This is a genomic window from Dethiobacter alkaliphilus AHT 1, assembly GCF_000174415.1.
Lineage (GTDB): Bacteria > Bacillota > Dethiobacteria > Dethiobacterales > Dethiobacteraceae > Dethiobacter > Dethiobacter alkaliphilus.
Genome location: NZ_ACJM01000002.1, coordinates 20,670 through 44,236, shown reverse-complemented (window position 1 = coordinate 44,236; position 23,567 = coordinate 20,670). Strand labels below are relative to the sequence as shown.

Below are 23,567 nucleotides of genomic sequence, written 5' to 3'. Positions count from 1 at the left end.
AAAAGCAAAGCGAGACCGCTACCCCGCTTTGCTTTTATTTACAAAAAAAGGGCTCTATCATGTGCCTCTCCTGAAACTTAATGAAATGATAGCAGGCTATTCCTAATGTACTGTCTGGTTTTTGCCGGGTTTTCATGGTATATTTTAAATTAAAGAGGGTGAGGAGGTTTTTATGAAGACAACAACAGAGACATATCGTTTATTAAACAGCATCGCGCTTCTGGGGATTGTCATTGTGTTGCTATTTGTGGATCTGTCTGAGCTGCAGGGCACAATGTTGTCAAATCTGCTTATTGTTTTGTTGGGTATCAACTTTATGCTGATTCGCTACGAAAAGCGGTTGAAAACTAATCAGCCCGTTAATTTTATGAGTCTGCTTAAAGATGTCTATTTTGTCATCAGCTACATGGTATTTTGGCTGGGCGTAGCTCTGATAATCTATACCTTGATTGTGTATACATAAGTACAAAGACAAATGCACCGCCAAAAGCGGTGCATTTGTTATTTGTCCCGACGCGAGTAGGCCGCAATTGTTGCATTAGTAAGCCAAAAGACAAACCCACCTAAAAAGCCGACATAGCTTAGCTCCTGATTTTGTAAGTAGAATAGAATTGTATAAACCAGGGCAAACAGAATGCCGCCGGCCAGGCCTGGCAGCAATAGTTTGGTATTTTTCATAGTTTCTCTCCCTTTATGGTGACAAAGATTTGTAGCACTGATAACCGTCCCCTGTGTTGCATTTTTAAGATTTCGTCTAAAATGTGGATTTTCCTGCACAAAGTCCATGCCTACTTGTCAGATAGGTTATTGTATGTTATTCTGGTATTGCCTCTACTACAGGGGTTAGGAAGGAGAATTACCATGTCGAAACCCACAGTTTTGTTTGAACTCTTTGGCTTACAGGTTTATTTATACGGTGTGATGGTGGCCATTGGTATTGCCGCCGGACTCTATGTGGCGCTGAGTGAGGCAAAGCGGAAAGGGTTGGATCCGGATAAGATTACCGACCTGTCCTTTGTGCTGATGGTGGGTGGTATCGTCGGTGCGCGGCTTGTATATGTGCTGTTGAACATCGGTAATTATATCAGCCATCCGGCTTCCCTCTTCTCTATCCATAAGGGCGGCCTGGCTTTTCATGGTGCGGCTTTTGCCGGGATTGCCATAGTGTATGTCTTTGCCAAAAAGAACAGTGTAAACTTTATGAAGATTGCCGATTTGTTTGCGCCGGCATTGATTCTCGGTTATGCCATCGGCCGTCTTGGTTGTGATATTTACGGTAATGAGACAACTGTTGCCTGGGGTGTTGATGTCTTTGGCGTGACCCGCCATCCGGTTCAATTCTACTCAGCCTTCTTTGCTTTTGTAATCTTTGGCGTGTTGTGGTACAAACGCAAAGCCATAGAGTTTGAAGGTCAGCTGTTTATTTGGCTGGCCGGCCTGTACTCCGGTTACCGCTTTTTTATCGAGTTCTTCCGCAATGAAACCAGTGCGGTGACTCCGGCACAGCTTATCAGCCTGGGTATTCTGGCGGCCTGCTTTATTTACTCCGAACACAGGAAGCGCAGCGGCAGCCTGGTCTCTGAGGGAGGTCGTAAATAATGGGCGGTTGTTGCGGCGGCGGACATGGTGGTGGACATGGCGGTGGACATGGCGGTGGACATGGTGGCGGCCACGGTGGTATGCACCTTTTATGGTGGATTTTACTGGCCGTTTTAGCATTTACCGTCATCAGTAATATAGTCAGTTAAAAAACCGGATGCATGCGCATCCGGTTTTTCTATTCCATTTTTCCCGTCTCTTCCAGTGACATGAAAGGCACATCCATGGTTTTGCAGCTTCCCATCACTGTGACGTTGGCAGTGTTACTTTTAATCCCTTCAATCCAGACCGGTTCACCCAGATATTTTACTTCTATTTTTTCCGGTGAATCCAGTATTTCCTTAACACGGTCTTTATCCATGACTACACCCCTTTTTGGGGTTAGTATGCAACAAAGCAGCTGCCGGATATACACTTGAGGCTTAGCTTTTGACTAAATCGGTAACGGAGCCCTCATTTGCAGCAAGCAAAGCTTGAGGTGTTGATTTAATCAGTGATGTTTGGGAGCCTCCCCCGGAATACAGCACCGGCATATCCATCACATTTTTATCTATGAGAAAAGTGGCCTCAAAACCAAAGGATGGTGTTCCACCACAAGGATAGCCGGTACGCTGCAGAATTTCTTCAGCATTGGCCATGCGCATTTTTTTCAGCCCCAGGTATCTGGCGGCTTTTTTTGTGTCTACCCGGTCATTGCCGCGGACGATGGCCACCGCCAGTTCACCGTCGGGACCCAGCAAACAGATATTCTTAACAAATTCCTCCGTTGATGCTCCGGCGGCCTCCGCCGCTTCGGCCACCGAGTGGCAGGATTCATTAAAGCTAAGATGCTCTGCGCTGATATTATTGGTGCTCATAAAGTCTTTTATCTTTTTTTCCAGCTCGGACATCTTTACCTCTCCTTAACTATTTCTTGCAAAGCCTGCAGGATGCTATTTATCTGCTCCGGGGTGTTTTTGTAGCCAAATGAGAAGCGCAGTGTGCCCTGGGGAAAAGTGCCTAATGTTTTGTGGGCCAGGGGCGCACAGTGCAATCCGGAGCGCGTCATTATCCCGTATCCCTGCTCCAGCATAAAGCTGAGGTCGCCGTTGTCGATACCGTCAATATTAATGGATATGGTGGCAACCATTTTATCGGGGTCATTGATGCCATAAACCGTAATTTCAGGTATTTCGGCCAAACCGGCAAGAAACTGAGCGGTAAACCGGTGTTTATCCTTGCCAATATTCTCCCGGCCGACTTCGTTTATCAGGCGGATTCCCGCTGCCAGTCCGGCAATGCCGGGAACATTTTGTGTGCCGCTTTCAAACTTGTCCGGCAGAAAATCCGGCTGAGTTTCCTCTTCGGAGCGGCTGCCGGTGCCTCCTTCCACCAGCGGTGCAGTAACAGAAACAGCACGCTCGCTCAGACACAGCCCTCCGATGCCCGGGGGTCCCAAGAGGCCTTTGTGGCCGGTGAAAGCCAGGTAATCACAGTGCAGTGCTTTAAAATCCACAACTTCGGATCCGGCGGTTTGGGCTGCATCCACACAGAAAAAAGTGTTTGTTTGTTGGAGAATTTCTCCGATTTCATAGACCGGCAAAATTGTGCCCGCCACATTGGAGGCATGGGTCAGAATAACCAGCCGGGTTTGGGGCCGAAGCGCCTTTTTTACCTGCCGGGGATCCAGCGAACCGTCGGCTGCGCAGGGCAATTGCTCCACGGAGATGTTTTTCTCGCCGGCCAGACTGGTTAGCGGCCGCACCACGGCGTTGTGCTCCATGGACGAGATCAGCACATGGTCTCCTTCTTTTAGCAGCCCCTTAATGGCCATATTCAGGGAGTAGGTAATATTGGGAGTAAAGATTACCTGCTCGGGGGTGGGAACATTAAAAAAACGGGCCAGCAAATGTCTGGTTTCATAAACCATGCGGGCTGCATCCAGTGCCTTTGCGTAGCCGCCCCGTCCGGGGCTGCAGCCAATATCGCGCATGTAGTGTGTCATCTCATCAATGACCTGAGGCGGCCGGGGGTAAGTGGTGGCCCCGTGGTCGGCGTATATTTCCTGCATAATTAATCCTCCCAGGGAAAAGTCTTTAAGTGGTCTAAGAGTGCCTTTGATGCGGGAGATAATATCCGTTTGCTGTGTGAGACAAGGTAAAAGCTGCGTTTTAGATTAAGATCTGTTATTGAGCGGGTGGCCAGAATGCCAAACTGCAGGTAATCTGACACCACATACCGGGAGATAACGGTAAGCCCCAGGCCCTGCCGAACAGCCTGTTTGATAGTTTCCTGGTTATCAAAGATTGTGACCTGAAACATCTCCGTTGATGCATTGGCCTTGACCAATTCACTTTCAAAATGGGAACGGGTTCCGGAGCCCGGTTCCCTTAAGAGCATTTTGTGCCCGGATAAATCGTTTAAGCTTACAGACTCCTTGGCTAACAGCTCTGAATAATGCTGTTTGTGGGGAACAGCAACCACAAGTTCATCTTCCAGAAGCGGTGCAAACTCCAGGTGGGGCCTTTTTATCTTCTCTCCCACCACCCCCACAGGCACGTGGTAATTGAAGACATCCTCGCAGGTCTCTTTGGAATTTTTCTGGGTAAGTTTGATATTAACCCGATTATGCAACTCCTTAAACGCCGCAATGGCCCGCGGCAGGAGATACTGACAGGGCACTGAACTGGCTGCAACAGTAAGGGCTTCCTCCCCTATTTCACTGCTGTCCCGGATACTGTCCACAGCACTAAGGCGCAGCGCCAGCATTTCTCTGGCAAAGCGGTAAAGAACACTGCCGGCCCCGGTAAGTTTTAATTCTGTTTTTCCCCGGTCAAAAAGTGAGGTGCCCAGTTCCTTCTCCAGGCTTTTTATATGGGCGCTAACGGTGGGTTGGCTTAAATAAAGCTGCTCTGCGGCGCGGGAGAAAGAGCGCTCCGCTGCCACACTGACAAAAGCTTCTAATTGATAAAATTCCATAAACTCACGCCCTTTCCAATCTATATAGTTTTCGCATCAAAAACAGTTTATCCTGCGAAAAAGGTAATTTTTCCTTGGATAATTACTTTATCTATAACATGCGGCACTCTTATAGAGAACATCTATTTGTAGAAGCCATGACTGGGAAAATATAATGACAATGTAATACCTAAATTACAGGGGGTGGGTATATTGGAAAAAAGCAAAATTATTATCAGTGGAATACTGGTAGGCTTACTAGGTGTTCTGCTGGTCCGCTTTGGTAACCCAGCCAACATGGGGGTCTGCGTAGCTTGTTTTGTGCGTGACATCTCAGGGGGGTTGGGTTTTCATCGGGCAGAAGTGGTACAATATCTGCGACCGGAGGTTTCAGGCTTTATCATTGGTGCTTTTATCATCAGCATGTTCAGCGGTGAATTTCGTGCCCGTGGAGGGTCTTCTCCCTTGCTGCGTTTTTTAATTGGTATGGCGGTGATGATTGGTGCCCTGGTATTTCTGGGCTGCCCGTTGCGGATGGTTTTACGGTTGGCGGCTGGGGATTTTAATGCAGTTATTGGTTTACTGGGCTTTATCTTTGGAATTTTTGTGGGAGTACAGTTTCTGAAACGGGGCTTTTCCCTGGGACGTAGTCAGCGCATACATAACGGTAATGGTATTGCCATACCGGGCCTTGCTTTGGTATTATTAATCTTAGTTATTGTGGCGCCGGCCTTTATTTTTTTCAGTGCAAGCGGCCCGGGCTTTGCCAGAGCTCCATTTCTGATCTCTTTAGGGGCCGGAGTCTTGATTGGAGTATTGGTGCAGCGCAGCCGGTTGTGTCAGATTGGCTGCTTCAGGGATATGATGCTTATTGGTGACTCTCACCTGCTGTACGGTTCCTTGGCCATCTTTGCCGCCGCCCTGGTGGGTAATCTGGTTTTGGGCTATTTCAATCCCGGTTTTGTCGACCAGCCGGTGGCACATACGGCAGGGCTGTGGAACTTCATCGGCCTGGCAGTGGTTGGCCTTGGTGCTACTTTGCTGGGAGGCTGCCCCATCCGGCAGACAATTCTGGCCGGTGAGGGAGACACCGACGCCGGCATGACTTTTTTGGGGCTGCTCTTTGGCGCAGCGGTAGCTCATAATTTTGGCTTGGCGGCCAGCCCCGCCGGTGTCAGCCAGGCCGGTCAGGCCGGAGTTTTGCTGTCAGCAGTATTCCTTTTAGTAGTAGGATTTGCCTTTACAGTTCCCCAGATAAGCTTTGTGCGGAAAGGAGGAGTTACTCTTGACCGCTAACGTTAACTTGGATGTCCGGGGATTATCCTGCCCTGAACCGGTGATTCGTACAAAAAATGCTTTGGGTACAGGGCAACCCGCTCTTCCCCTCACCGTTGTGGCAGACAGCTTTGTGGCGGCAGAAAATATTCGTCGCCTGGTCACAGGGATGGGTTTTAGCTGTCAAACCCGGGAAGATAACTCAGAGTTTGTTATAACCATCGATAAAGAGGTGTAATTTTGGAACGTTTTTATGTCGGCACTTTCCACTCCGTTTCACACGCTTTAAGATTTGAAAAATTACTGAAAAACCATAACCTGGATGTGGCAATGATTCCGGTTCCCCGTGTCATTTCTTCTTCCTGCGGCATTGCGGCGCGTTTTAGTGAACAGGCGCTCCCTTCAGTTCAGGCACTTTTAACTGAAGATGGGGACGATGTGGAAAGCATTTACCTTTTATCATACGAAGGTAAAAAGGTTCATGCTGAAAGGCTGGCAGGCCCCTGGGACAATGATAGCTAAAAAAGCTATTCAACCTCTGCTTGTTATGTTACAATAGAGTTTGAATACGCAGAGGAGTTGATAGTGTGGCGCAGTATCAGCTGATTCAGCTTGTAGATTGGTTTTTTATCATATTACGCTGGATGATTTTAGCCAGGATTTTGATGTCCTGGATCCCCAATAGCCGCAATAATGCCGTAGCACAGTTTATTTATGAAGGTACGGAGCCTATTTTGGCCCCTTTCCGCAAGCTTATGCCCAAAGGCGCAATGCCCCTTGATTTCTCACCCATCATAGCCATTATTGTAATATCCCTTATCAATAGTGCCGTTGTGACAATGATTAGCACGTATTTATAACTGCATAAAAACCTCTCATGAGCAGAAAGCTAACGTGGGAGGTTTTTTTATGTACTTAATCCGGTTAAAGCGAAACGTGGGTAAAATTGATATGATTGTCCGCATAATTCTGGGCAGTATCCTTTTTGCTTTGGGTGCCTTACGTGTTTTCCCCGGGGGGCATCTGGGTGCGGTGATTCCCGTTATTCTGGGGGCTGCACTGGTTGTAGAAGGCGTTGCCCGCTATTGACTGATTTATGATTTGTTGGGTTGGTCAACCCATGAAAAACGTAATGAGTCTTGATATCAAGGAGGCTTTTCTGTGCCCAAACAACCGACAATTACTGTTTATTCTGCCGGTAAATACTGAGGTTCCTGTGAAGATGTGAAAGAGTTTCTTTCACAAAAAGATTTACCGTTTCGGGAATATAATATTGTGGAAGACCGCAACGCCTTTGAAGAGATGTGGCATATCTCAGGTCAAAAGGCGGCACCCGTTGTTACCATAGACAGCACTGTGGTGGTAGGATTTAAAAAAGACACTCTGGAAAATGCTCTGGATGGTTTTTCTTAACAAAAGCTTGTTCGTTATTGACGTAACAACAAAGCCACAAGCAGACCATGTCTGCTTGTTTTATTTTTTGTCTTCCGCTATAATTAATGCAGAAAAGGATACTATGTCCGGTTAGAGGTGAAACCATGAATCAGCAGGAAAGTAAGTTTATAGCCAGTGCCGCAATTCGGCTGGCCTTATCGCCAGACCGTGATGCGGAGAGGCAGCTAAAGGAACAACTGGCCCAAGAGGGGATTAAAGCCACCGCTGCAGATTACGGCGGGGAATTTATCACATCAGTTCAGAAAGTGGTGGAGCGGGCGGTGGTGGCCGCCAAACGGGAAGGCGTTATTGAGAGCACCCATCAGGCTGAAGGCGGTGTGGCCGGCGCAGCCCGGGAAGCACTGTCACAGATTATGCCAAAAGCCGTAGGGTTAAATGTGGGTGGTAAAGTAGGCATTGCACGCAAAGGAGACCACATCGCTGTGGCCATCTTCTTTGCCATCGGCCTCCTGCATTTAAATGAGGTAGCCATTGGACTGGGACACCGCGCTATTTAGGCGGTGTCTCTTTTTCTTTGCAGAGCCGTGCCCTGCCGATAACCGTATCACCGTAGCGGTCGCGAATGCGGTCGGTAACACGGGTCAGGTTTTCCATTCTTTCTTCAGAGGCTCCAAAGAGGGATAACTGGACGCCGCCGTCTGCAGGCAGCAGGTTGGAAACGCTCACTCCCAGCAGCCGTACTTTGCGCCAGGGTTCAAATTGCTTCTGGTGTATGTCCACAGCGGTTTTATAAATAACGTCGGTGAAGCCGGTGGGTTCATGCAGGGTCCTGGAGCGGGTGACGCTAACAAAATTCTGGTCTTTGACGGTAAGCGTTACCGTCCTGGCCACATTGCCGCTCTGCCGCAGCCTTCTTCCCACTTTTTCGCTAAGCTTAAGCAGCACCCGGGCCACATCTTCCGGGTCATTAATGTCCCGCGGCAGCGTCAGTGAATTTCCCACCGATTTAACCGTATCAAATACGGTGGGATCCACCGGCGAATCATCACGCCCATTGGCCAAATGATGCAGGGACTCACCGGCAACACCAAAACGGCTCACCAACAGTCGCAGCGGCATGGCCGCCAATTCGCCGATGGTTTCAATACCCATTTCATGGAGTGCCGGTGCCATCTTGCGGCCCACCCCCACCATTTCTTCCACCGGCAGAGGCCATAAAACTTCCGGGACATCCCGGGGCCACAGGATGGTGAACCCCTGGGGTTTTTGGCGCTCCGAAGCCATTTTGGCCAGAAACTTATTACCGGAGATGCCCACGGAACAGGGAATGCCGGTTTCGTCCAAAATACGCTGCTGCAGCAGGCGACCAATTTCTTCTGTGGTGCCAAACAACCGGGCCGAGCCGGTCACATCCAGCCAGGCCTCATCTATGGAGAAGGGCTCCACCAGTGGTGTGTAATCCTCCATTATGGCCATAATTCTTTTGGAGTATGCCGAATAAAGTTTGTGGTCCGGGGAGATATAAATTCCCTGTGGACAAAGCTTTTTTGCCTGCCACACAGCCATGGCGGTCTTTACGCCAAACTTTCTGGCTTCATAAGAGGCGGTAAGAATGATGCCGTGCCTTTTTTGCGGATCACCCGCCACCAGCAAAGGCTTTCCCTGCCACTGGGGATTTTGGGCCTGATGGCAGGAGGCAAAGAAGGCATTCATATCCACATGAATGATCTGACGCATATGGTCCTCCCGAATATATGTTCGCTTTTAGTATAGCAAATTATCCCCGGTTGTGCCAGAGGTTTTTAACTGCTTTTTCAGCCACCTCCGCCATGGCTTCATAGCCGTCAATATTGGGATGGCAGCCATCGGTGGTCAGCTGGGTTTTAAAGCGCCCTGCGGCATCATAGAAAGCTTTGTGAAAAGGAATAACCGGCAACCCTTCCCGGTCGGCCAGGTCCTGATAAAAGGCGCGGTATTCGCTAAGCAAAGCGTCCACCTGGGGCTCGTCCACGGGGATTGGCAGTCCCATAATGAGCTGCACACCTCTTTCCTGACAGCGTCGATGTACTTCCAGCACATTTTCTGCCACTACTCTCAGGGCTTGTCCCCAGTACGCATCATTTGTTCCTCCCAGAAAAATCAGATGTGTGGGGTTTTCCTCCAGAGCCGCAGAAAGCCGGTGCAGCATAAAGGTGGTGGTGTCTCCGTTAATTCCGCCGTTTACGATATCCAGGCTTGTCCACTGGGAAACCAGCTGCACCCAGGACTGGTGCGGCCCGTACGGAAACCCATAAGTAATGGAGTCACCCAAAGCAAAGATTTTTACAGTCATTGTCATCACCCGTAATCTTATTCTTCTTCCTCTTCATTATTCTCTTCTTCTGCCGGTTCTTCCTCCTCTTCCGTCTCTTCCTTCTCTTTCTCCTCATCGGCATCAGTTGCGGCCGGCACTTCCGCCGTCCCTACCCTGTATTCAGCGGGAACGGCCCGGTATGTATCACGGAATAATTGCTCTCGCTTTATTTCTTCCCCATCCTGATATGTAATTCGCCAGGAAGTAACCTTATATCCGGGCTGGCCGCTTTTAATTCTTTCCCGGGCTCCCCGCGGTAAATCAGGGGTTTTAATAATTTTCTCACCGCCGGGAATGGTTTCCAGATCAGTGGTGATAATTTCAACCTCGTGTCCCGGGATGGGATTGCCGTAAAGACGGATGGTAAGGCGGTTACCGTCCACAAAAGCGCGCTGCCATACCGCATAATCACGGTCATTTACATATTTTAAATCAATCCAGCCGTAAGAGATGGTAGCATCACGCCCCGGTGGCAGATAGCCCACCGCCAGACCGTGATTTCTGCGCTCAATTATCCCCATATCCGCCAAAAGAACAGCGTTGTACAGGGTAGATGATACCTGGCAGATCCCGCCGCCCAGGCCGTCCTGCAATTGGCCGCCCACGATAACAGGTGCTTTTTTATATCCTTTATCAGCGGTGGTATTGCCCACCGTTTCATTCCAGGAGAACTCCTCCCCGGGAAGAAGCAGGATGTCATCCACCGCTTCTGCTGCCAAACGGATATTGTGGTTGCGGTTTTGATCGTTCCCGGAAAAAACAGTGCTGAATGTGGCAACCGGCTCGGTGATTTTTAAACTCTCCAAATACTCTGCGGTCTGCTCTGCCTCCACCGTTTTAGCTGTCAGTTCAATATCACCAACATCCGGATAGGTATCAAGAGCCACAAAGAGATTGTTTAAAGTAACGGCAACGTTAAGTTCCTGACCCGGTTTGTCAGGAATAATTTCCACACTTTCCCTGTCCTCAGACAGTTTTAAGTCGGCATTCACCGGCTCCTGCCAGACTATTTCTTCCATAGGATCCATGGCAGCACGGAACCTAACCGTTTCCACCATAAGAAGCGGTTTAATCTGCAGCGGCTCCGAATTTAAGGAGATGCGTCGGGGATAACGCAATAAATGTGCCCGTTCTCTGCCCACAGCCATGGCCTGGCTAACCGTTTCTTCCACATCCACCTCTATTCCCAGTTGGTCATACGTCAGAGTCCACGTTTTATCCTCATAGTGAATATCCACTTCATGATGGCCAAAACGTTCCTGCTCATACTTTTGCATCAGCATTTCTGCCGCTTCCGCCGCAGTTTTTCCACCCACGTCTACACCGTCAATCTCTACCCCCGCATAGATCCGGTCTCTGTGATAGAAGTAATCTGCAGTAATCAGTAAAGTGAAGATGGCCAGAATAACAATTGTGACAATATGCCACCGTTGAATCTTGGTTTCTGTCATTTACGATTCCTCTCTTTATAAAAAGAATTACTGATTACATAGATATTTTTTAAAATGCAAAATTATGTTACAAAGAGTTTTCCAACTATTACTTTATCTTAATATGAATAATAAACTGATAAAAGCGCAAAATAACAATGAACCTCACAGGCGGCCGAAAGTCTAATGTAAATGGCTCAGTTTACTTCAGACCAAACAAAAGCCCCCTGTGAGGTTCTTCATTGCTACATAAGAAGAGTAGGCATACAAAAAGCGCGCATTGCCTTCAATGCGCGCTTTTTCTGTTTATTAAGTTTTAGCCAAGCAGTGAGAGCAAAATCCCGGCTGCGATGGCCGAGCCGATTACACCGGCTACGTTGGGTCCCATGGCGTGCATTAACAGGAAGTTTTGGGGATTCTCTTCCTTACCAACTACCTGGGATACACGGGCAGCCATGGGTACGGCGGACACACCGGCAGAGCCAATAAGCGGGTTAATTTTACCACCACTCATTTTGCACATTATTTTGCCCATTAGCACACCTGTGGCTGTTCCAATGGCAAACGCCACAAGGCCAAGGAGAATAATGGCCAGTGTTCTGGGATCTACGAAGTTGGCGGTGGCACCAACAGCTAAGCCAAGCATAATCACAATAATGTTATTTAAATCATTTTGCGCAGTTTTGCTTAGTCTGTCAGTTACTCCGCATTCCTTAAGCAGGTTACCAAACATCAGCATTCCCAGAAGGGGAATAGCCGGTGGTAACAGTAAGCCACCGATGATGATGACGATGATCGGGAATAAAATACGTTCAGTACGGCTTACCGGACGGAGCTGCTCCATCACAATTGCGCGCTCTTCCTTTGTTGTCAGAGCTCTCATAATAGGCGGCTGAATTACCGGAACAAGCGCCATGTATGAGTAGGCAGCCACCGCAATGGCTCCCAGAAGTTCCGGTGCCAAATGACTGGCAAGAAAAATTGCGGTAGGACCGTCAGCACCGCCAATAATAGCGATAGCACCGGATTCTGCAGGGCTAAAGCCCATAATAGCTGCCCCGATAAAAGTTGCAAAAATTCCGAACTGTGCCGCAGCACCTAAAAGAAGGGTCTTGGGATTGGCAAGCAAAGGTCCGAAATCTGTCATTGCCCCAACGCCTAAGAAAATAAGCGGTGGAAAAATAACAAAACTAACCCCCTGGTAAAAGTAGTACATTAACCCGCCTGCGGTTTCTGTCAGGCCGGTCACCGGATTGATTACGGGAGGATCCATAATCCCGCCCAGGGGAAGGTTCGCAAGTAAAATGCCAAAACTGATGGGGACAAGCAAAAGTGGTTCAAACTTTTTCTGAATCCCAAGATAGAGCAGGACACAGGCGATAAGAATCATAACCAACTGTTCCCAGCTTAGTGCTGCAAATCCTGTGCTCCCCAGAAAAGTTTGTAGCTTATCTAATAGTGCCATGGACGTCCCCCCTATTCTATGACGACCATAACATCACCGGTATTGACGCTGGCACCTTTGGAGACGGATACTTCTTTTACAGTACCGGCAGCCGGAGCAGTTACCTCGTTTTCCATTTTCATCGCTTCCAGAATGAGCAGAACATCACCGGCCTGTACTGCCTGTCCGGCATTAACATTTACACTTAGTACCGTTCCGGGCATGGGAGCGGTTACGCTATTCCCACCGCCGGAAGCTGCAGCTGCGGGCTTGGGTGCTGCCGGAGCGGCAGGTTTCGGAGCAGGGGCTGCTGGCTTGGGTGCTGCAGCTTTAGGTGCAGCAGGTGCTGCGGGAGCAGGTTTGGCCGGCGCTGCAGGAGCAGCAGGAGCAGCAGGGGCGGCTCCACCCAATTCCTCAACTGAAACATCGTAAGCTTCACCGTTTACAGTAACTCTGAACTTCTTCATTATCTCCTCTCCCTTCGAAACATAGCTAAATCCTGGCGCTTCTCCATTAATCTTTTTCTACCTGCAATGGCCCATTCAGAACCATTTTGGGTGGATTGCGCCCGCTGTACTGAAACAATTTCAAATTGGTTTGCCGGCATATTCATGCTGGCGGAAATTGCGGCTGTAATGGCAGCTACAATCTCGGGGGCCGTCCCGTATGACTGCTGCGGTTGGCTGACAGCGGCAGCAACCGGTGCACTGCTGGCCTCCGCCGCAACTGCGGGGGGCACATTAGTGCCATTGGTTATTTGGGGTTCTGGTTTAGCCGGTTTGGCGCAACAGCGGCTGAAAACAATAAGGACTAGATACAAAAGGTACAGGGAAACTACAACTACGGTAAAACCGACGATCATAATTTCCAAACTATACGATAAATTATCCATTCATTATCTCCTCCCTACGCAGCATAATATCTTTGTCTTTTTCTGTTGTCTGCGGCCCTCATCACCTCACAAGTAATCTTTATTGTATCATATCGTATCCTTTCTGAAAAGCGCGAATATTTAGCTCTTCTGTTCCAGGCGGGACACGTTTACTGATGGATTTTTCTATAAACTCTTTATCTATATGTTTTTTTAATGTTGCGGCCAGTACGCCCAGAGACACCATATTGGCAACAATTTCCTTACCAACTTCCCGGGCGGTACCTAAAATAGGTACACGCAGTGCACTTTCGGGACAATCATCTGCCGATAGCGACTCCTCCACAATCATGGTGCCGCCGGGATTAATATCGTCACAATATTTGGCATAAGCCTGGGCAGTCAGGGCAAGGACAATATCCGGTGTAGTGACCTTAGGATAATCAATGGGCTGATCGCTGATGATGACCTCTGCTTTACTGGCTCCGCCCCTTGCTTCCGGACCGTAAGATTGTGTCTGTACTCCATAAAAACCAGCCTCTAATGCTGCATCCGCCAGGGTAACCGCGGCAAGTATGATGCCCTGCCCTCCGGAGCCGGACAGCCGGATTTCTTTTCTAATCACCGCATTCATCCTTCCTGCACTGGTCGTTTAAACGTCGATACAGCTTAGTATATTCGGTGCGTAAATCGGTTTTAAATATGCCCGTTACTATTTTATCCTCAATGGCATGGGGTGGCAGCTTTTGGGCCTTTTCCACGGAAATGGTGTTCTCTTTCTGCCACTGAATCATATCCACCGGGCCGCCAATTTTATTCTGCCTGCCAAAGTAAGTGGGGCATTGTGTAATGCAATCCATTACCGCAAACCCGTCGTGTTGCAGAGCTTTAAGCATCATGGCTTCCAGTTTTACCGGAGCATACGTTACTCCCCGGGCAACATAGGTGGCCCCTGCTGCTTCCGCTATTCTGCAGATGTCAAAGGGTGTGTCCAGGTTGCCATGGGGTGCGGTGGTGGCACGGCAGGCATTGGGGGTCATGGGAGAACATTGCCCACCGGTCATGCCGTAAATGGAATTATTAAAAATAAACATCTTGATGCCGATATTGCGCCGGGCGGCATGAATAAAATGATTGCCGCCGATGGCGGTGGTATCTCCGTCTCCGGAAACTACAATTACTTCCAGTTCAGGATTGGCCAGCTTAACGCCGGTGGCATAGGCTACCGGTCGCCCATGGGTGGTATGTAAAGTGTTAAAGTTAAGATAGCCTGAAGCCCGGGAAGAGCAACCGATTCCTGAGACCACCACAACTTTTTCCGGATCAAGCTTCATCGTGTCTATAGCTCTTAGCAGGGCTCCTACCACCTGGCCATTGCCGCAGCCGGCACACCAAATGGTGGGATAATGCTCAAGGCGCAGATATTTGCGAATACCGTTGTTCTGGCTCATTCCGCAGCCTCCTTAATTACGGACAGGATTTTTTGCGGCGGAATTAACGTGCCATCCACATGAGAGACGGAGATTCCCCTGGCGCCTTTGGGTATCAGGCGGCACACTTCGTTATGTACCTGGCCCAGATTCATCTCAGCGGTAATAACGGTTTTGGCATTACCGCAAACTTTTCTGACAGCTTCATCAGGAAATGGCCAAAGGGTTATCAGCCTGAGCATGCCTACTTTAATTCCCGCTTCCCGCGCTTCCCTGACAGCCGCCCTGGCTGAACGGGCGCTTCCTCCGTAGGAAACCACAACAATTTCCGCATCGTCCGTAAGGTATTCTTCATAGAAAGTAAGTTTATCTTTGTTTTTTAAGATTTTATCCCGCAGCCGCCGGATTTGAGCATCGATTAGCTCCGGCTTGCCCGTGGGAAAACCCCGTTCATCATGGAACAGTCCGGTGACATGATAGCGGTAACCGGTGCCAAAGGAAGCCAGCGTTGGAACGCCGTCTTCTCCTGCACTGTAGGGAAGATAGTCCTTGGCCGCCACATCCGGTTCTTTACGGTTAACAACCTCCATCTCGCCGGGATCAGGCAGCACAGCACCTTCGCGCATATGGCCCACCACTTCATCCATCAGTAAAATCACCGGGGTGCGCAGCATTTCTGCCAGATTGAAAGCTTTAACCGTTAATGAGAAAGTTTCCTCCACCCCTCCCGGGGTCAGGACCACAATTTCATGGTCACCGTGGGTGCCCCAGCGGGCCTGCATCACATCTCCCTGTCCCGGAGCAGTGGGTGAGCCGGTACTGGGCCCCATCCGCTGTACATTAACTACCACACACGGGACTTCGGTCATAATAGCATAACCCAGGTTTTCCTGCATCAGGCTAAAGCCGGGGCCGCTGGTGGCGGTAAAAGATTTGACTCCGGTAAGGGAAGCTCCGATGCACGCAGCAATGCTGGCGATTTCATCTTCCATCTGTATGAATCTGCCGCCTCTTTCCGGTAAGCGTTTTGCCATGATTTCAGCTATTTCCGTAGATGGTGTGATGGGGTAGCCGGCATAAAAGCTGGCTCCGGCGTACAGCGCCCCCGCTGCACAGGCTTCGTTTCCCTGCATAAGCTGTTTCTTTTTTTTCTCAGTCATGTTCCGCTCCTTCCAGAGCAATGGCAAACTCCGGGCAGCGCAGTTCACACAGGCCACAGTTGCTGCAGGCTTCCGGATCCTTTACATACGGTTTACCGTCTTCGCCAATTTCCAGCACATTCTTGGGGCAAAAACCGCTGCAGATCCCGCAGTTTTGCTTGCACCATTTCTTATTAATATTAATCGTTGGTGTTTGCTTCTTTTTTTGAGCCAAAATACGCACCTACCTTAATTTGGCCTAAGTAAAAAAAAATACCTATGTTTCCTGTGGTATTTTTTCACTGGATATTCTTATTATTATTCGTCTAATTTTTAAAAAACCCTTTTTTTATAATTTAGAATTTTACAACAATACTATTACAATACTCCTTAAATCGTGCATAATCGACCTGAGTTAAACCGCAGAAACCCAGTTCACGGGCATGGCTGCCGTTTTGTCCATGGAAATCGGAACCTCCGGAAACAAGCAAATCTTTTTCTTCAGCCAGGCGTCTGTAATGGTAGGCTTCTTCTTCATCGTGATCAGGATGATAAGTCTCCAGTCCCCGCAGTCCATAGTGGATAAACTCGGCTAACAGCCTATCATCACCGGTCAGGCCGGGATGTGCCCAGGAAGAAAAACCCCCGGCATTAGCGATAACCTGTATGGCCTCCTTGGGTGTTAACTTATACCTTTCCACATACCCCGGCATTTTGTAGCCCAATAACCGGGAAAAAACATCAGAGACGCTGGAAAAATAGTCTTTCTCCACTAAAACCCTGGCAATATGGGGTCGTCCCGGTGCCGCATCTCCCGCCTGCCGCCGGACTTCCTGCATATTAATTTCATATCCCAGGCCGGTCAGCTTTTGCACCATTTTCTCAGCCCGATTAAAACGGCTTTGATGCAGAGTATCCAGAAGTTTAAGTAATTTAGAATGGGTATGGTCGATACAAAAACCAAGAATATGTATCTCACGGTCATTATATTCGGTACTTAACTCCACTCCAGGGAATACGGTAATCCGTTGTTCTTTTGCCGCACTCAGAGCCTCGGCTATGCCGTCCACAGTATCATGATCGGTGATGGCAATGGCGTCAAGGCCCAGGCGCCGAGCACGGGCCACCACCTCTCTGGGAGTATAAACACCATCGCTGGCCTGTGTATGGACATGTAAATCAGCAACTATCTTCATCTGTCTCCTCCTGTGGCAGGCAAGCCTGCAAAACCCGTAGAAAGTTCCCACCCAAAATTGCAGAAATCTCCTCAGCAGAAAAGCCACGCCTGATAAGCCCTTCCGTTAGCCGGGGCAGCTTTGACACATCCTCCAAGCCCTGCACTGCTCTGGGTATGCCGTCAAAGTCTGAGCCCAGCCCCAGTACAGACGTGCCGAAACGTTCGGCGATATAGCAAAAGTGATCCAGCAGGTCTTCCAGGGTGGCATCTTTTTGTTCGCTGACAAAGGGAGGATAGTATGTCAGCCCCACCACTCCTCCCTGCTCACTTAAGGCCCGCAATTGTTCATCGCTTAAGTTACGCCTGTGTGCGCAAAGGGACGCGGCGTTGGCATGGGTAACAATCGGTGGTGCAGATACTGTCTCCAGCAGGTCAAAAAATCCCTTTGGTGCCAAATGAGCTGCATCCACCATAATGCCCAGGCTGTTCATCTCAGTCACCATGGCTTTACCAAGGGGGGTCAACCCTCCCGCAGAAGCACCAACACCCACACCATCGGCCAGTAAATTACGCTGATTCCAGGTCAGGCCCACACTGCGCAGGCCCAGTCGGTACAGGATATGAAGCATCTCCACATTCTCCAGCGGTTCTGCTCCTTCCAGAGCCAACAGTGCCCCTATTTTACTGGTGTTTTTTACAACCCCCAGATCTGCTTTGTTTTTTACCACCACAACATCTTTACTATGCTTCCCCATCTCACGCCAGAAATGTTCCACCAGAAACAAAGTACGCTGCAGGGCGCCATGGGGCTTAAATTCCGGCTCTATGTAGACGGCAAAAAACTGCAAATTAACCCCGCCACTGCGCAGGCGCGGCAGATCGGCCTGGCCCACTGCATTTAATTCACCAAAAGAATACGGGCCCTGTGTACCTAAAAATAAATGCACAGTATCACAATGGCCGTCAACCACTACAGATTTTTTGTGCAATCCGGCGGCATCAGTCAGATTGGGACACCTCCAAGTTTTCTTTTCTTGTACCGGTGAGAAATTATAACGCCGGCAACCAGCAAGGCTACGGCGGAAACCGTTCCTGAAAACCGCGCCTTTCTTATCTATTATAACGGAAAAAACACCCATTTAAATGAGTGTTTTTCTTAACTTTATCTGGGCTGTATCAGAAGTTTTATTGCGGTCCGTTCTTCTCCGTCAATTTCAATATCGGTGAAAGCCGGGATACAGATTAGGTCCATGCCGCTGGGAGCTACAAAGCCTCTGGCTATGGCTACAGCTTTTACAGCCTGATTTAATGCTCCCGCCCCAATAGCCTGGATTTCCGCACTGCCTCTCTCTCTTAAAACTCCAGCCAACGCCCCTGCAACAGAATTCGGATTGGATTTTGCTGAAACTTTTAATACTTCCATGCTGGACCTCCTGATTTTTTGATTTTTCTGATAACTTTAACTATTATATTAATTCAGCGCTATTCAGAAAAGTCCTGCCTAAATCAGTAATTTTTTGTAATTAAAAGCTTTTTTTACTTTATAGCTGGTGAATATCAAAAATCCGCTCGATGCTCACCGCATAGCCGGTTTGCGGGTCAATCTCAATAACTACAGCATTAAACTGTGCTGCGCCTTTGTCTAATACTTCAAACCGGGCGGGCAGCTGGGTCCTGAACTTTTTTATCACAATTTCCGGGTCAATTCCCAGAACCGACTCATACGGCCCGGTCATTCCCACATCAGAGATGTATGCGGTTCCATTGCTTAGAAGACGTTCATCCGCAGTCTGAACATGGGTATGGGTCCCCACCACAGCAGATACACTTCCGTCCAGAAAACGGCCCATGGCAATTTTCTCCGACGTGGCTTCTGCATGAAAGTCTACCAGAAGGCAGTTTGTTTCAGCCTGCAGCTCTTTTACCGCTTCTTCCACCCGGCGAAACGGACAATCCAGGGCAGGCATAAAAACACGGCCGTTGGCGTTTACAATCCCTATCTTTACTCCTTTGCACGCAAAAACAGCATAACCCTGTCCCGGCGTACCAGGCGGATAATTTACAGGCCGCACAATGCGGCTGTCCCGGTTTATGTAGGCAACTCCTTCTTTCTTATCCCAAACATGGTTGCCCATGGTCAGAGCATCAACACCGTAACCAAACAGCTCATTGGCTGTCTTTTCATTAAAGCCGGTTCCGGAAGCCAGGTTTTCACCGTTGGCCACCGTGAAGTCAACGCAATAGTTTTCCTTAACCCTGGGCAGCAGATCCCGAACACAATGACGCCCGGGCCGGCCCACCACATCACCGATCATAAGAATACGCATAGAATCACACCTCACTTAAAATTCTCGCAACTAGCAGTTTTCCATATTTTTCTGTGAAATATACGGAAAAAGGCTGCATTCACAGCCTTCTAATTATACTCCTGATTATTTATCGTATACGAATACTTTACCTGACTCACGAAAAGCCAACAGGTTGTCCTTTTTAGCCCCAGTGCTGTGAGTCAGCAAATAATCAATAATTTCTTCCTGGCGAACCATCTCTTCATCATGAATAGTTTCCAGCGTATTGCCGTCCTGTAAAAGAGACTGGGCAAAGGTGCCGGAAACCACACCGCATAAGAGCTGAATAGCTTCCAGCGAAAGTGAGGTGGTACAGCAGCTTACTTCCAGCAAAGACAGTTTTCCGGTACGCTGCAGTTTAGGTTCCAAAACAAAGCTTTCCCCCGTCAACTCCTGAAAAGCACTAAGGGATTCATCCAGCAGCGCGGTGAACCCGGCAAAATCATCTTTTTTTACACTGCCGACCAAAATAAACGTAAACTTTGCGTGGTCGTCCGGCATATTGAAATTAATGGACATAATTTCCGGAAAACGCATCAGCAAAGAAATAAGCAGATTTGTAGTATAGGCGTCCTGTTTTGTTTGTTGTTTAGCTTTGACCACAGATTACACTTCCTCCGACAAAAGATTATCACAAGTTAAGATTAATTCAATATCGATAGAATAAAATCCTTCATAATTACACAACTTCATCATTGCAATTTCTGGATAGACATTAAAGGCATAGGCCGCAGCAGCATTTGCTGCCGCAGTATAAAAAAAACAACGGGCGGAAGCCAAAGCTCCGCCCTGATTGTTTTCTATTTTGCATAATCCACGGCCCGGGTTTCCCGAATCACCGTAATTTTAATCTGCCCGGGATACTCCAGCTCGTCTTCAACCTTCTGCACAATTTCGCGGGCCATGTTCACACTGGCCAGGTCATCAACTTTTTCAGGTTTTACCATGATTCGAATCTCACGGCCGGCCTGAATAGCATATGCCTTATCCACACCTTCAAAGGAATCGGCAATCTCCTCAAGCTTTTCCAGCCTCTTGATATAAGCTTCCAGTGTTTCCCGACGTGCACCGGGTCTGGCGGCAGAAACCGCATCCGCGGCCTGAATCAAGACAGCTTCCAGCGTGAGGAAGTCTTCATCGCCATGGTGTGCGGCAATGGCGTTGACAATTTCACGCGATTCTTTGTACTTTCTGGCCAAATCGCCACCAATGGTAACGTGAGGTCCTTCAACTTCGTGGTCCACTGCTTTGCCAATATCATGCAGCAATCCTGCCCGTTTGGCAAACTTAACATCCAGTCCCAGTTCGGCAGCCATAGCGCCGGCCAGATGGGATACTTCAATGGAGTGTTTGAGTACATTCTGACCATAACTTGTACGGTAGCGCAAACGTCCCAACAGTTTTACCAGTTCGGGATGCAAGCCATGTACTCCCGCGTCAAAGGTGGCCTGTTCGCCTTCTTCGCGAATGCGGACATCCACTTCCTGACGGGCTTTTTCCACCATCTCCTCAATGCGCGCCGGATGAATCCGGCCGTCTGAGACCAGTTTTTCCAGGGCAATCCTGGCAACTTCACGGCGAATGGGGTCAAAACCGGAAAGAATAACCGCTTCAGGGGTATCATCAATAATCAGGTCAATACCCGTCAGCGTTTCCAAGGTTCGGATATTGCGGCCCTCCCGGCCGATAATCCGCCCTTTCATTTCATCATTGGGTAAAGAAACTACAGAGACGGTAGATTCCGAAACGTGGTCGGCGGCAAACTTCTGAATGGCGTACGTAATAATATGACGTGCCTTTTTCTCCGCATCCTCTTTTGCCTGACCTTCGATTTCCTTAATCATCATGGCCATTTCATGCTTAACTTCTTCCCGAACACGGGAAAGCAGGATTTCCTTGGCTTCATCGGAAGTCATTCCGGACAAACGTTCCAGCTCGGCCAGCTGTTGCTCCAGTGCTTCTTCCGCTTTTTCACGGATTGCAGCAATGCCTTGCTCTTTGCTTTTCAGTTCGTCTTCCTTGCGCTCCATAAACGCTGTTTTCTTGTCCAGCGCTTCTTCTTTTTGTACCAGTCGCCTTTCGTTGCGCTGAAATTCAGCACGACGCTCACGGCTCTCCTGTTCCAAATCCTTGCGCAGCTTATGGACTTCTTCTTTTGCCTCGATAATTTTTTCCCGTTTGGCTGCCTGCGCCTGTTTCTCCGCTTCCTCGAGAATGTTTTTGGCGGCTTCTTCAGCAGAGCCGATTTTACTTTCGGCAGCTTGCTTCCGGACCATATAACCAATACCGGCACCGACAACGGCAGCAACTACAGCAATAAGAATCACAAAAATAGTATCCAAGCATATTCACCTCCCTATTACATAGCGTTAGTTGAAACATAAATTAGAATTTCCCTTAGAAAACAAAGAAAGCTGTGTGGGCACACAGCTATAAAGAGGCACATACGAATCTTAACTGGGCGAACTTATTGCTTTTTTAACCAGTAAAAGATATATATGAACAGGCCAGAGGCCGCTTACTCTTTATCAGTCCCACACTTTATCTGTTTCTGCCTTAAATTGTATCTTTTTTAAAAGTTTATGTCAAGACAAGCGTGGCTAAAGCGGTCATTCCGGCGGATAATTTTCCTCATTCAGGGCAGAACGGGACACAGAGGCGGAAAAGCCACGGTTTGCCAGCTTTCTGAGGATTTTTTGCGGGCAGGTTTCCCCCCGCTGGCGGAGGCGCTCCACAAAGCGTATGGCCTGTTCCTCTTCCTGATGTTTAGTATAAACTTCCTCTAGCACCTCTTTTGCCAACTGGGTGTCCACACCTGCCTGGCAAAGCTTGGCAAGATAGTAGCGCCGCCCGTGCGCTTTCTGCTCCAGTCGCACCGACAAATAGTTTTGTGCAAATTCCCTGTCATTTAAGTACCCTGCTTCCAGCAGTTCATCAATCACCTCTGCTGCCAAAGCTTCCGGTGCTCCTTTTTTTAACAGGGCAGCCCGCACCTGGTGACAGGTGCGGGCCCGAAATCCCAGCATTTTAAAAGCAATACCCCGTGCCCGCTTAAGCGTTATTTCCTGACTCATGCTTTGTCAGTTTGCTCCGCTTCTACAGCCACAGTGGGCAGGCCATAAGCTTCCCGGATTTTTCTTTCAATGGTCAGGGCGATATCCGGGTTCTCTTTTAAAAACTGGCGGGCGTTTTCCCGGCCCTGGCCCAGGCGGTCGTCGCCAAAGGAGAACCAGGCACCGCTTTTCTGCACCAGGTCCATGTCACAGCCCAAATCCAACAGGGTTCCTTCCCGGGAAATCCCCTCACCGTAGACAATGTCAAACTCAGCCTGTTTAAAGGGTGGCGCCACTTTGTTTTTCAGCACCTTGGCACGGGTACGGTTACCCACCGCCTCGTTACCCTGTTTTAATGTTTCGGTGCGGCGCACATCAATGCGCACAGACGCATAAAACTTCAGTGCGCGGCCGCCGGGTGTAACTTCCGGATTGCCAAACATTACGCCTACTTTTTCCCGGATCTGGTTAATAAAGATGGCGGTGGTATGAGACTTGGAAATGGCGCCGGAAAGCTTGCGCAGAGCCTGCGACATAAGCCGTGCCTGCAGCCCCACATGCGAATCTCCCATCTCCCCTTCAATTTCCGCTTTAGGGACCAGAGCTGCCACCGAGTCCACAACCACCACATCAATGGCTCCGCTGCGCACCAAAGATTCGGCAATTTCCAGAGCCTGTTCACCGGTGTCCGGCTGGGATACCAGGAGTTCATCAATGTTTACACCCAATCTCTGGGCATAGACAGGATCCAGTGCATGTTCGGCATCAATAAACGCCGCAAAACCACCGGACTTCTGTGCTTCGGCAATGGCGTGCAGCGCCACCGTTGTTTTACCGGAAGATTCGGGCCCGTAAATCTCAATCACCCGACCACGGGGAAATCCACCTACTCCCAGGGCAACATCCAACGCCAGCGAGCCGGTGGGAATCACCGACAGGTTCATCCGTCCGCCCGAATCACCCAGCTTCATAATCGAACCCTTACCAAATTGTTTTTCAATCTGCATTAAGGCCATTTCCAGGGCCTTCTGTTTTTCCATCATGTTATTGAAACCTCCTAACCAAACATTTGTTCCCTGTGAATAATTTCGCTTCGGGAACGGAAAATCCTGCCTC

Annotated in this window: 34 protein-coding genes; 10 read left to right on the top strand and 24 right to left on the bottom strand. The window is 49.0% G+C overall.

Translation table 11 applies throughout. From position 1 onward, the window contains the following. Positions 1–172 precede the first annotated feature (172 nt). Complete coding sequence (locus DEALDRAFT_RS02315; RefSeq protein WP_008514495.1) at positions 173–463, top strand: hypothetical protein; 291 nt, start codon at positions 173–175, stop codon at positions 461–463. Positions 464–501: 38 nt separating this feature from the next. Here the strand turns inward: DEALDRAFT_RS02315 and DEALDRAFT_RS16815 are convergent, their stop codons facing one another. Continuing rightward, positions 502–678: a hypothetical protein gene (locus DEALDRAFT_RS16815; protein ID WP_008514493.1), complete on the bottom strand. Its 177-nt coding sequence runs from the start codon at positions 676–678 to the stop codon at positions 502–504. 183 nt (positions 679–861) lie between these two features. On the opposite strand from DEALDRAFT_RS16815, the gene lgt reads away from it, so the two are divergent. Together lgt and DEALDRAFT_RS16810 are read left to right on the top strand one after the other, a co-directional pair. After that, a complete protein-coding gene (gene lgt, locus DEALDRAFT_RS02310) occupies positions 862–1,599 on the top strand; it encodes a prolipoprotein diacylglyceryl transferase (RefSeq protein ID WP_008514491.1) in 738 nt (245 codons plus the stop codon). Beyond that, positions 1,599–1,748 carry a hypothetical protein gene (locus DEALDRAFT_RS16810; RefSeq protein ID WP_153246588.1) on the top strand — a complete coding sequence of 50 codons (150 nt, stop codon included), beginning with the start codon at positions 1,599–1,601 and terminating at the stop codon, positions 1,746–1,748. The genes lgt and DEALDRAFT_RS16810 overlap by 1 nt, the downstream gene beginning before the upstream one ends. A 29-nt stretch (positions 1,749–1,777) precedes the next feature. On the opposite strand, the gene DEALDRAFT_RS02305 is transcribed toward DEALDRAFT_RS16810, so the two are convergent. The 4 genes from DEALDRAFT_RS02305 to DEALDRAFT_RS02290 form a co-directional block, all read right to left on the bottom strand. Next, positions 1,778–1,960, bottom strand: coding sequence for an H-type small acid-soluble spore protein (locus DEALDRAFT_RS02305; protein WP_008514487.1), 183 nt, complete (start codon positions 1,958–1,960; stop codon positions 1,778–1,780). Positions 1,961–2,021: 61 nt separating this feature from the next. Next, positions 2,022–2,489: an aminoacyl-tRNA deacylase gene (locus tag DEALDRAFT_RS02300; RefSeq protein WP_008514484.1), complete on the bottom strand. Its 468-nt coding sequence runs from the start codon at positions 2,487–2,489 to the stop codon at positions 2,022–2,024. Positions 2,490–2,491: 2 nt separating this feature from the next. Next, positions 2,492–3,649, bottom strand: coding sequence for an aminotransferase class V-fold PLP-dependent enzyme (locus tag DEALDRAFT_RS02295; protein ID WP_008514482.1), 1,158 nt, complete (start codon positions 3,647–3,649; stop codon positions 2,492–2,494). Between the two features lie 2 nt (positions 3,650–3,651). Continuing rightward, a complete protein-coding gene (locus DEALDRAFT_RS02290) occupies positions 3,652–4,557 on the bottom strand; it encodes a selenium metabolism-associated LysR family transcriptional regulator (RefSeq protein WP_008514481.1) in 906 nt (301 codons plus the stop codon). 183 nt (positions 4,558–4,740) lie between these two features. Here DEALDRAFT_RS02290 and yedE point away from each other — a divergent pair, with 183 nt between their 5' ends. From yedE to DEALDRAFT_RS02255, 7 genes are all read left to right on the top strand, one after another. Continuing rightward, entirely contained in the window at positions 4,741–5,832 is a 1,092-nt protein-coding gene (gene yedE, locus DEALDRAFT_RS02285; RefSeq protein WP_318026051.1) for a YedE family putative selenium transporter, read from the top strand. Continuing rightward, positions 5,822–6,049 (top strand): sulfurtransferase TusA family protein, encoded by a 228-nt coding sequence (locus DEALDRAFT_RS02280; protein WP_008514477.1) that lies wholly within the window; start codon positions 5,822–5,824, stop codon positions 6,047–6,049. The genes yedE and DEALDRAFT_RS02280 overlap by 11 nt, the downstream gene beginning before the upstream one ends. A gap of 2 nt (positions 6,050–6,051) precedes the next feature. Further along, positions 6,052–6,333, top strand: a complete 282-nt coding sequence (locus DEALDRAFT_RS02275) for a DUF3343 domain-containing protein (RefSeq protein WP_008514475.1) — start codon at positions 6,052–6,054, stop codon at positions 6,331–6,333. Between the two features lie 65 nt (positions 6,334–6,398). Then, entirely contained in the window at positions 6,399–6,671 is a 273-nt protein-coding gene (locus tag DEALDRAFT_RS02270; RefSeq protein ID WP_008514473.1) for a YggT family protein, read from the top strand. Between the two features lie 49 nt (positions 6,672–6,720). Beyond that, complete coding sequence (locus DEALDRAFT_RS02265) at positions 6,721–6,900, top strand: YgaP-like transmembrane domain (RefSeq protein ID WP_008514471.1); 180 nt, start codon at positions 6,721–6,723, stop codon at positions 6,898–6,900. 135 nt (positions 6,901–7,035) lie between these two features. Further along, positions 7,036–7,224: a glutaredoxin family protein gene (locus DEALDRAFT_RS02260; RefSeq protein ID WP_008514469.1), complete on the top strand. Its 189-nt coding sequence runs from the start codon at positions 7,036–7,038 to the stop codon at positions 7,222–7,224. A gap of 125 nt (positions 7,225–7,349) precedes the next feature. Further along, positions 7,350–7,763: a HutP family protein gene (locus tag DEALDRAFT_RS02255; RefSeq protein WP_008514468.1), complete on the top strand. Its 414-nt coding sequence runs from the start codon at positions 7,350–7,352 to the stop codon at positions 7,761–7,763. On the opposite strand, the gene DEALDRAFT_RS02250 is transcribed toward DEALDRAFT_RS02255, so the two are convergent. From DEALDRAFT_RS02250 to recA, 19 genes are all read right to left on the bottom strand, one after another. After that, entirely contained in the window at positions 7,756–8,943 is a 1,188-nt protein-coding gene (locus DEALDRAFT_RS02250; protein WP_008514466.1) for a DNA polymerase IV, read from the bottom strand. The two genes, DEALDRAFT_RS02255 and DEALDRAFT_RS02250, sit on opposite strands and share 8 nt — an antisense overlap. 40 nt (positions 8,944–8,983) lie before the next feature. Next, positions 8,984–9,538: a GDSL-type esterase/lipase family protein gene (locus DEALDRAFT_RS02245; protein WP_050780756.1), complete on the bottom strand. Its 555-nt coding sequence runs from the start codon at positions 9,536–9,538 to the stop codon at positions 8,984–8,986. 17 nt (positions 9,539–9,555) lie between these two features. Further along, complete coding sequence (locus DEALDRAFT_RS02240; RefSeq protein ID WP_008514463.1) at positions 9,556–11,010, bottom strand: VanW family protein; 1,455 nt, start codon at positions 11,008–11,010, stop codon at positions 9,556–9,558. Between the two features lie 295 nt (positions 11,011–11,305). After that, on the bottom strand, positions 11,306–12,454 hold the full coding sequence (locus DEALDRAFT_RS02235; RefSeq protein WP_008514461.1) for a sodium ion-translocating decarboxylase subunit beta: 1,149 nt from the start codon (positions 12,452–12,454) through the stop codon (positions 11,306–11,308). 11 nt (positions 12,455–12,465) lie between these two features. After that, entirely contained in the window at positions 12,466–12,900 is a 435-nt protein-coding gene (locus DEALDRAFT_RS02230) for a biotin/lipoyl-containing protein (protein ID WP_008514459.1), read from the bottom strand. After that, positions 12,900–13,325: an OadG family transporter subunit gene (locus tag DEALDRAFT_RS02225; protein ID WP_008514457.1), complete on the bottom strand. Its 426-nt coding sequence runs from the start codon at positions 13,323–13,325 to the stop codon at positions 12,900–12,902. Before DEALDRAFT_RS02225 ends, DEALDRAFT_RS02230 begins: the two co-directional genes overlap by 1 nt. A gap of 79 nt (positions 13,326–13,404) precedes the next feature. Continuing rightward, on the bottom strand, positions 13,405–13,938 hold the full coding sequence (locus tag DEALDRAFT_RS02220) for a 2-oxoacid:acceptor oxidoreductase family protein (protein ID WP_040378333.1): 534 nt from the start codon (positions 13,936–13,938) through the stop codon (positions 13,405–13,407). Next, complete coding sequence (locus tag DEALDRAFT_RS02215; RefSeq protein WP_008514454.1) at positions 13,922–14,755, bottom strand: thiamine pyrophosphate-dependent enzyme; 834 nt, start codon at positions 14,753–14,755, stop codon at positions 13,922–13,924. The genes DEALDRAFT_RS02220 and DEALDRAFT_RS02215 overlap by 17 nt, the downstream gene beginning before the upstream one ends. Beyond that, positions 14,752–15,894 carry a 2-oxoacid:acceptor oxidoreductase subunit alpha gene (locus DEALDRAFT_RS02210; protein ID WP_008514452.1) on the bottom strand — a complete coding sequence of 381 codons (1,143 nt, stop codon included), beginning with the start codon at positions 15,892–15,894 and terminating at the stop codon, positions 14,752–14,754. The genes DEALDRAFT_RS02215 and DEALDRAFT_RS02210 overlap by 4 nt, the downstream gene beginning before the upstream one ends. Then, positions 15,887–16,108 (bottom strand): 4Fe-4S dicluster domain-containing protein, encoded by a 222-nt coding sequence (locus DEALDRAFT_RS02205; RefSeq protein ID WP_040378332.1) that lies wholly within the window; start codon positions 16,106–16,108, stop codon positions 15,887–15,889. The genes DEALDRAFT_RS02210 and DEALDRAFT_RS02205 overlap by 8 nt, the downstream gene beginning before the upstream one ends. Before the next feature lie 121 nt (positions 16,109–16,229). Further along, positions 16,230–17,069 (bottom strand): PHP domain-containing protein, encoded by an 840-nt coding sequence (locus tag DEALDRAFT_RS02200; protein WP_008514450.1) that lies wholly within the window; start codon positions 17,067–17,069, stop codon positions 16,230–16,232. Continuing rightward, positions 17,053–18,039, bottom strand: a complete 987-nt coding sequence (locus DEALDRAFT_RS02195; protein WP_040378331.1) for a dipeptidase — start codon at positions 18,037–18,039, stop codon at positions 17,053–17,055. Before DEALDRAFT_RS02195 ends, DEALDRAFT_RS02200 begins: the two co-directional genes overlap by 17 nt. 173 nt (positions 18,040–18,212) lie before the next feature. Next, a complete protein-coding gene (locus tag DEALDRAFT_RS02190) occupies positions 18,213–18,473 on the bottom strand; it encodes a stage V sporulation protein S (RefSeq protein WP_008514446.1) in 261 nt (86 codons plus the stop codon). Between the two features lie 118 nt (positions 18,474–18,591). Continuing rightward, positions 18,592–19,377: a TIGR00282 family metallophosphoesterase gene (locus DEALDRAFT_RS02185; RefSeq protein WP_008514444.1), complete on the bottom strand. Its 786-nt coding sequence runs from the start codon at positions 19,375–19,377 to the stop codon at positions 18,592–18,594. Positions 19,378–19,482: 105 nt separating this feature from the next. Then, positions 19,483–20,001 carry a hypothetical protein gene (locus DEALDRAFT_RS02180; protein ID WP_008514442.1) on the bottom strand — a complete coding sequence of 173 codons (519 nt, stop codon included), beginning with the start codon at positions 19,999–20,001 and terminating at the stop codon, positions 19,483–19,485. Positions 20,002–20,004: 3 nt separating this feature from the next. Continuing rightward, positions 20,005–20,178, bottom strand: coding sequence for a hypothetical protein (locus DEALDRAFT_RS16805; protein ID WP_153246587.1), 174 nt, complete (start codon positions 20,176–20,178; stop codon positions 20,005–20,007). A gap of 20 nt (positions 20,179–20,198) precedes the next feature. Beyond that, positions 20,199–21,740 (bottom strand): ribonuclease Y, encoded by a 1,542-nt coding sequence (gene rny / locus DEALDRAFT_RS02175; RefSeq protein ID WP_008514440.1) that lies wholly within the window; start codon positions 21,738–21,740, stop codon positions 20,199–20,201. A 267-nt stretch (positions 21,741–22,007) separates the two neighbouring features. Then, on the bottom strand, positions 22,008–22,472 hold the full coding sequence (locus DEALDRAFT_RS02170; protein WP_008514438.1) for a regulatory protein RecX: 465 nt from the start codon (positions 22,470–22,472) through the stop codon (positions 22,008–22,010). Then, positions 22,469–23,494 (bottom strand): recombinase RecA, encoded by a 1,026-nt coding sequence (gene recA / locus DEALDRAFT_RS17200; protein ID WP_040378355.1) that lies wholly within the window; start codon positions 23,492–23,494, stop codon positions 22,469–22,471. Before recA ends, DEALDRAFT_RS02170 begins: the two co-directional genes overlap by 4 nt. Positions 23,495–23,567: the final 73 nt, after the last annotated feature.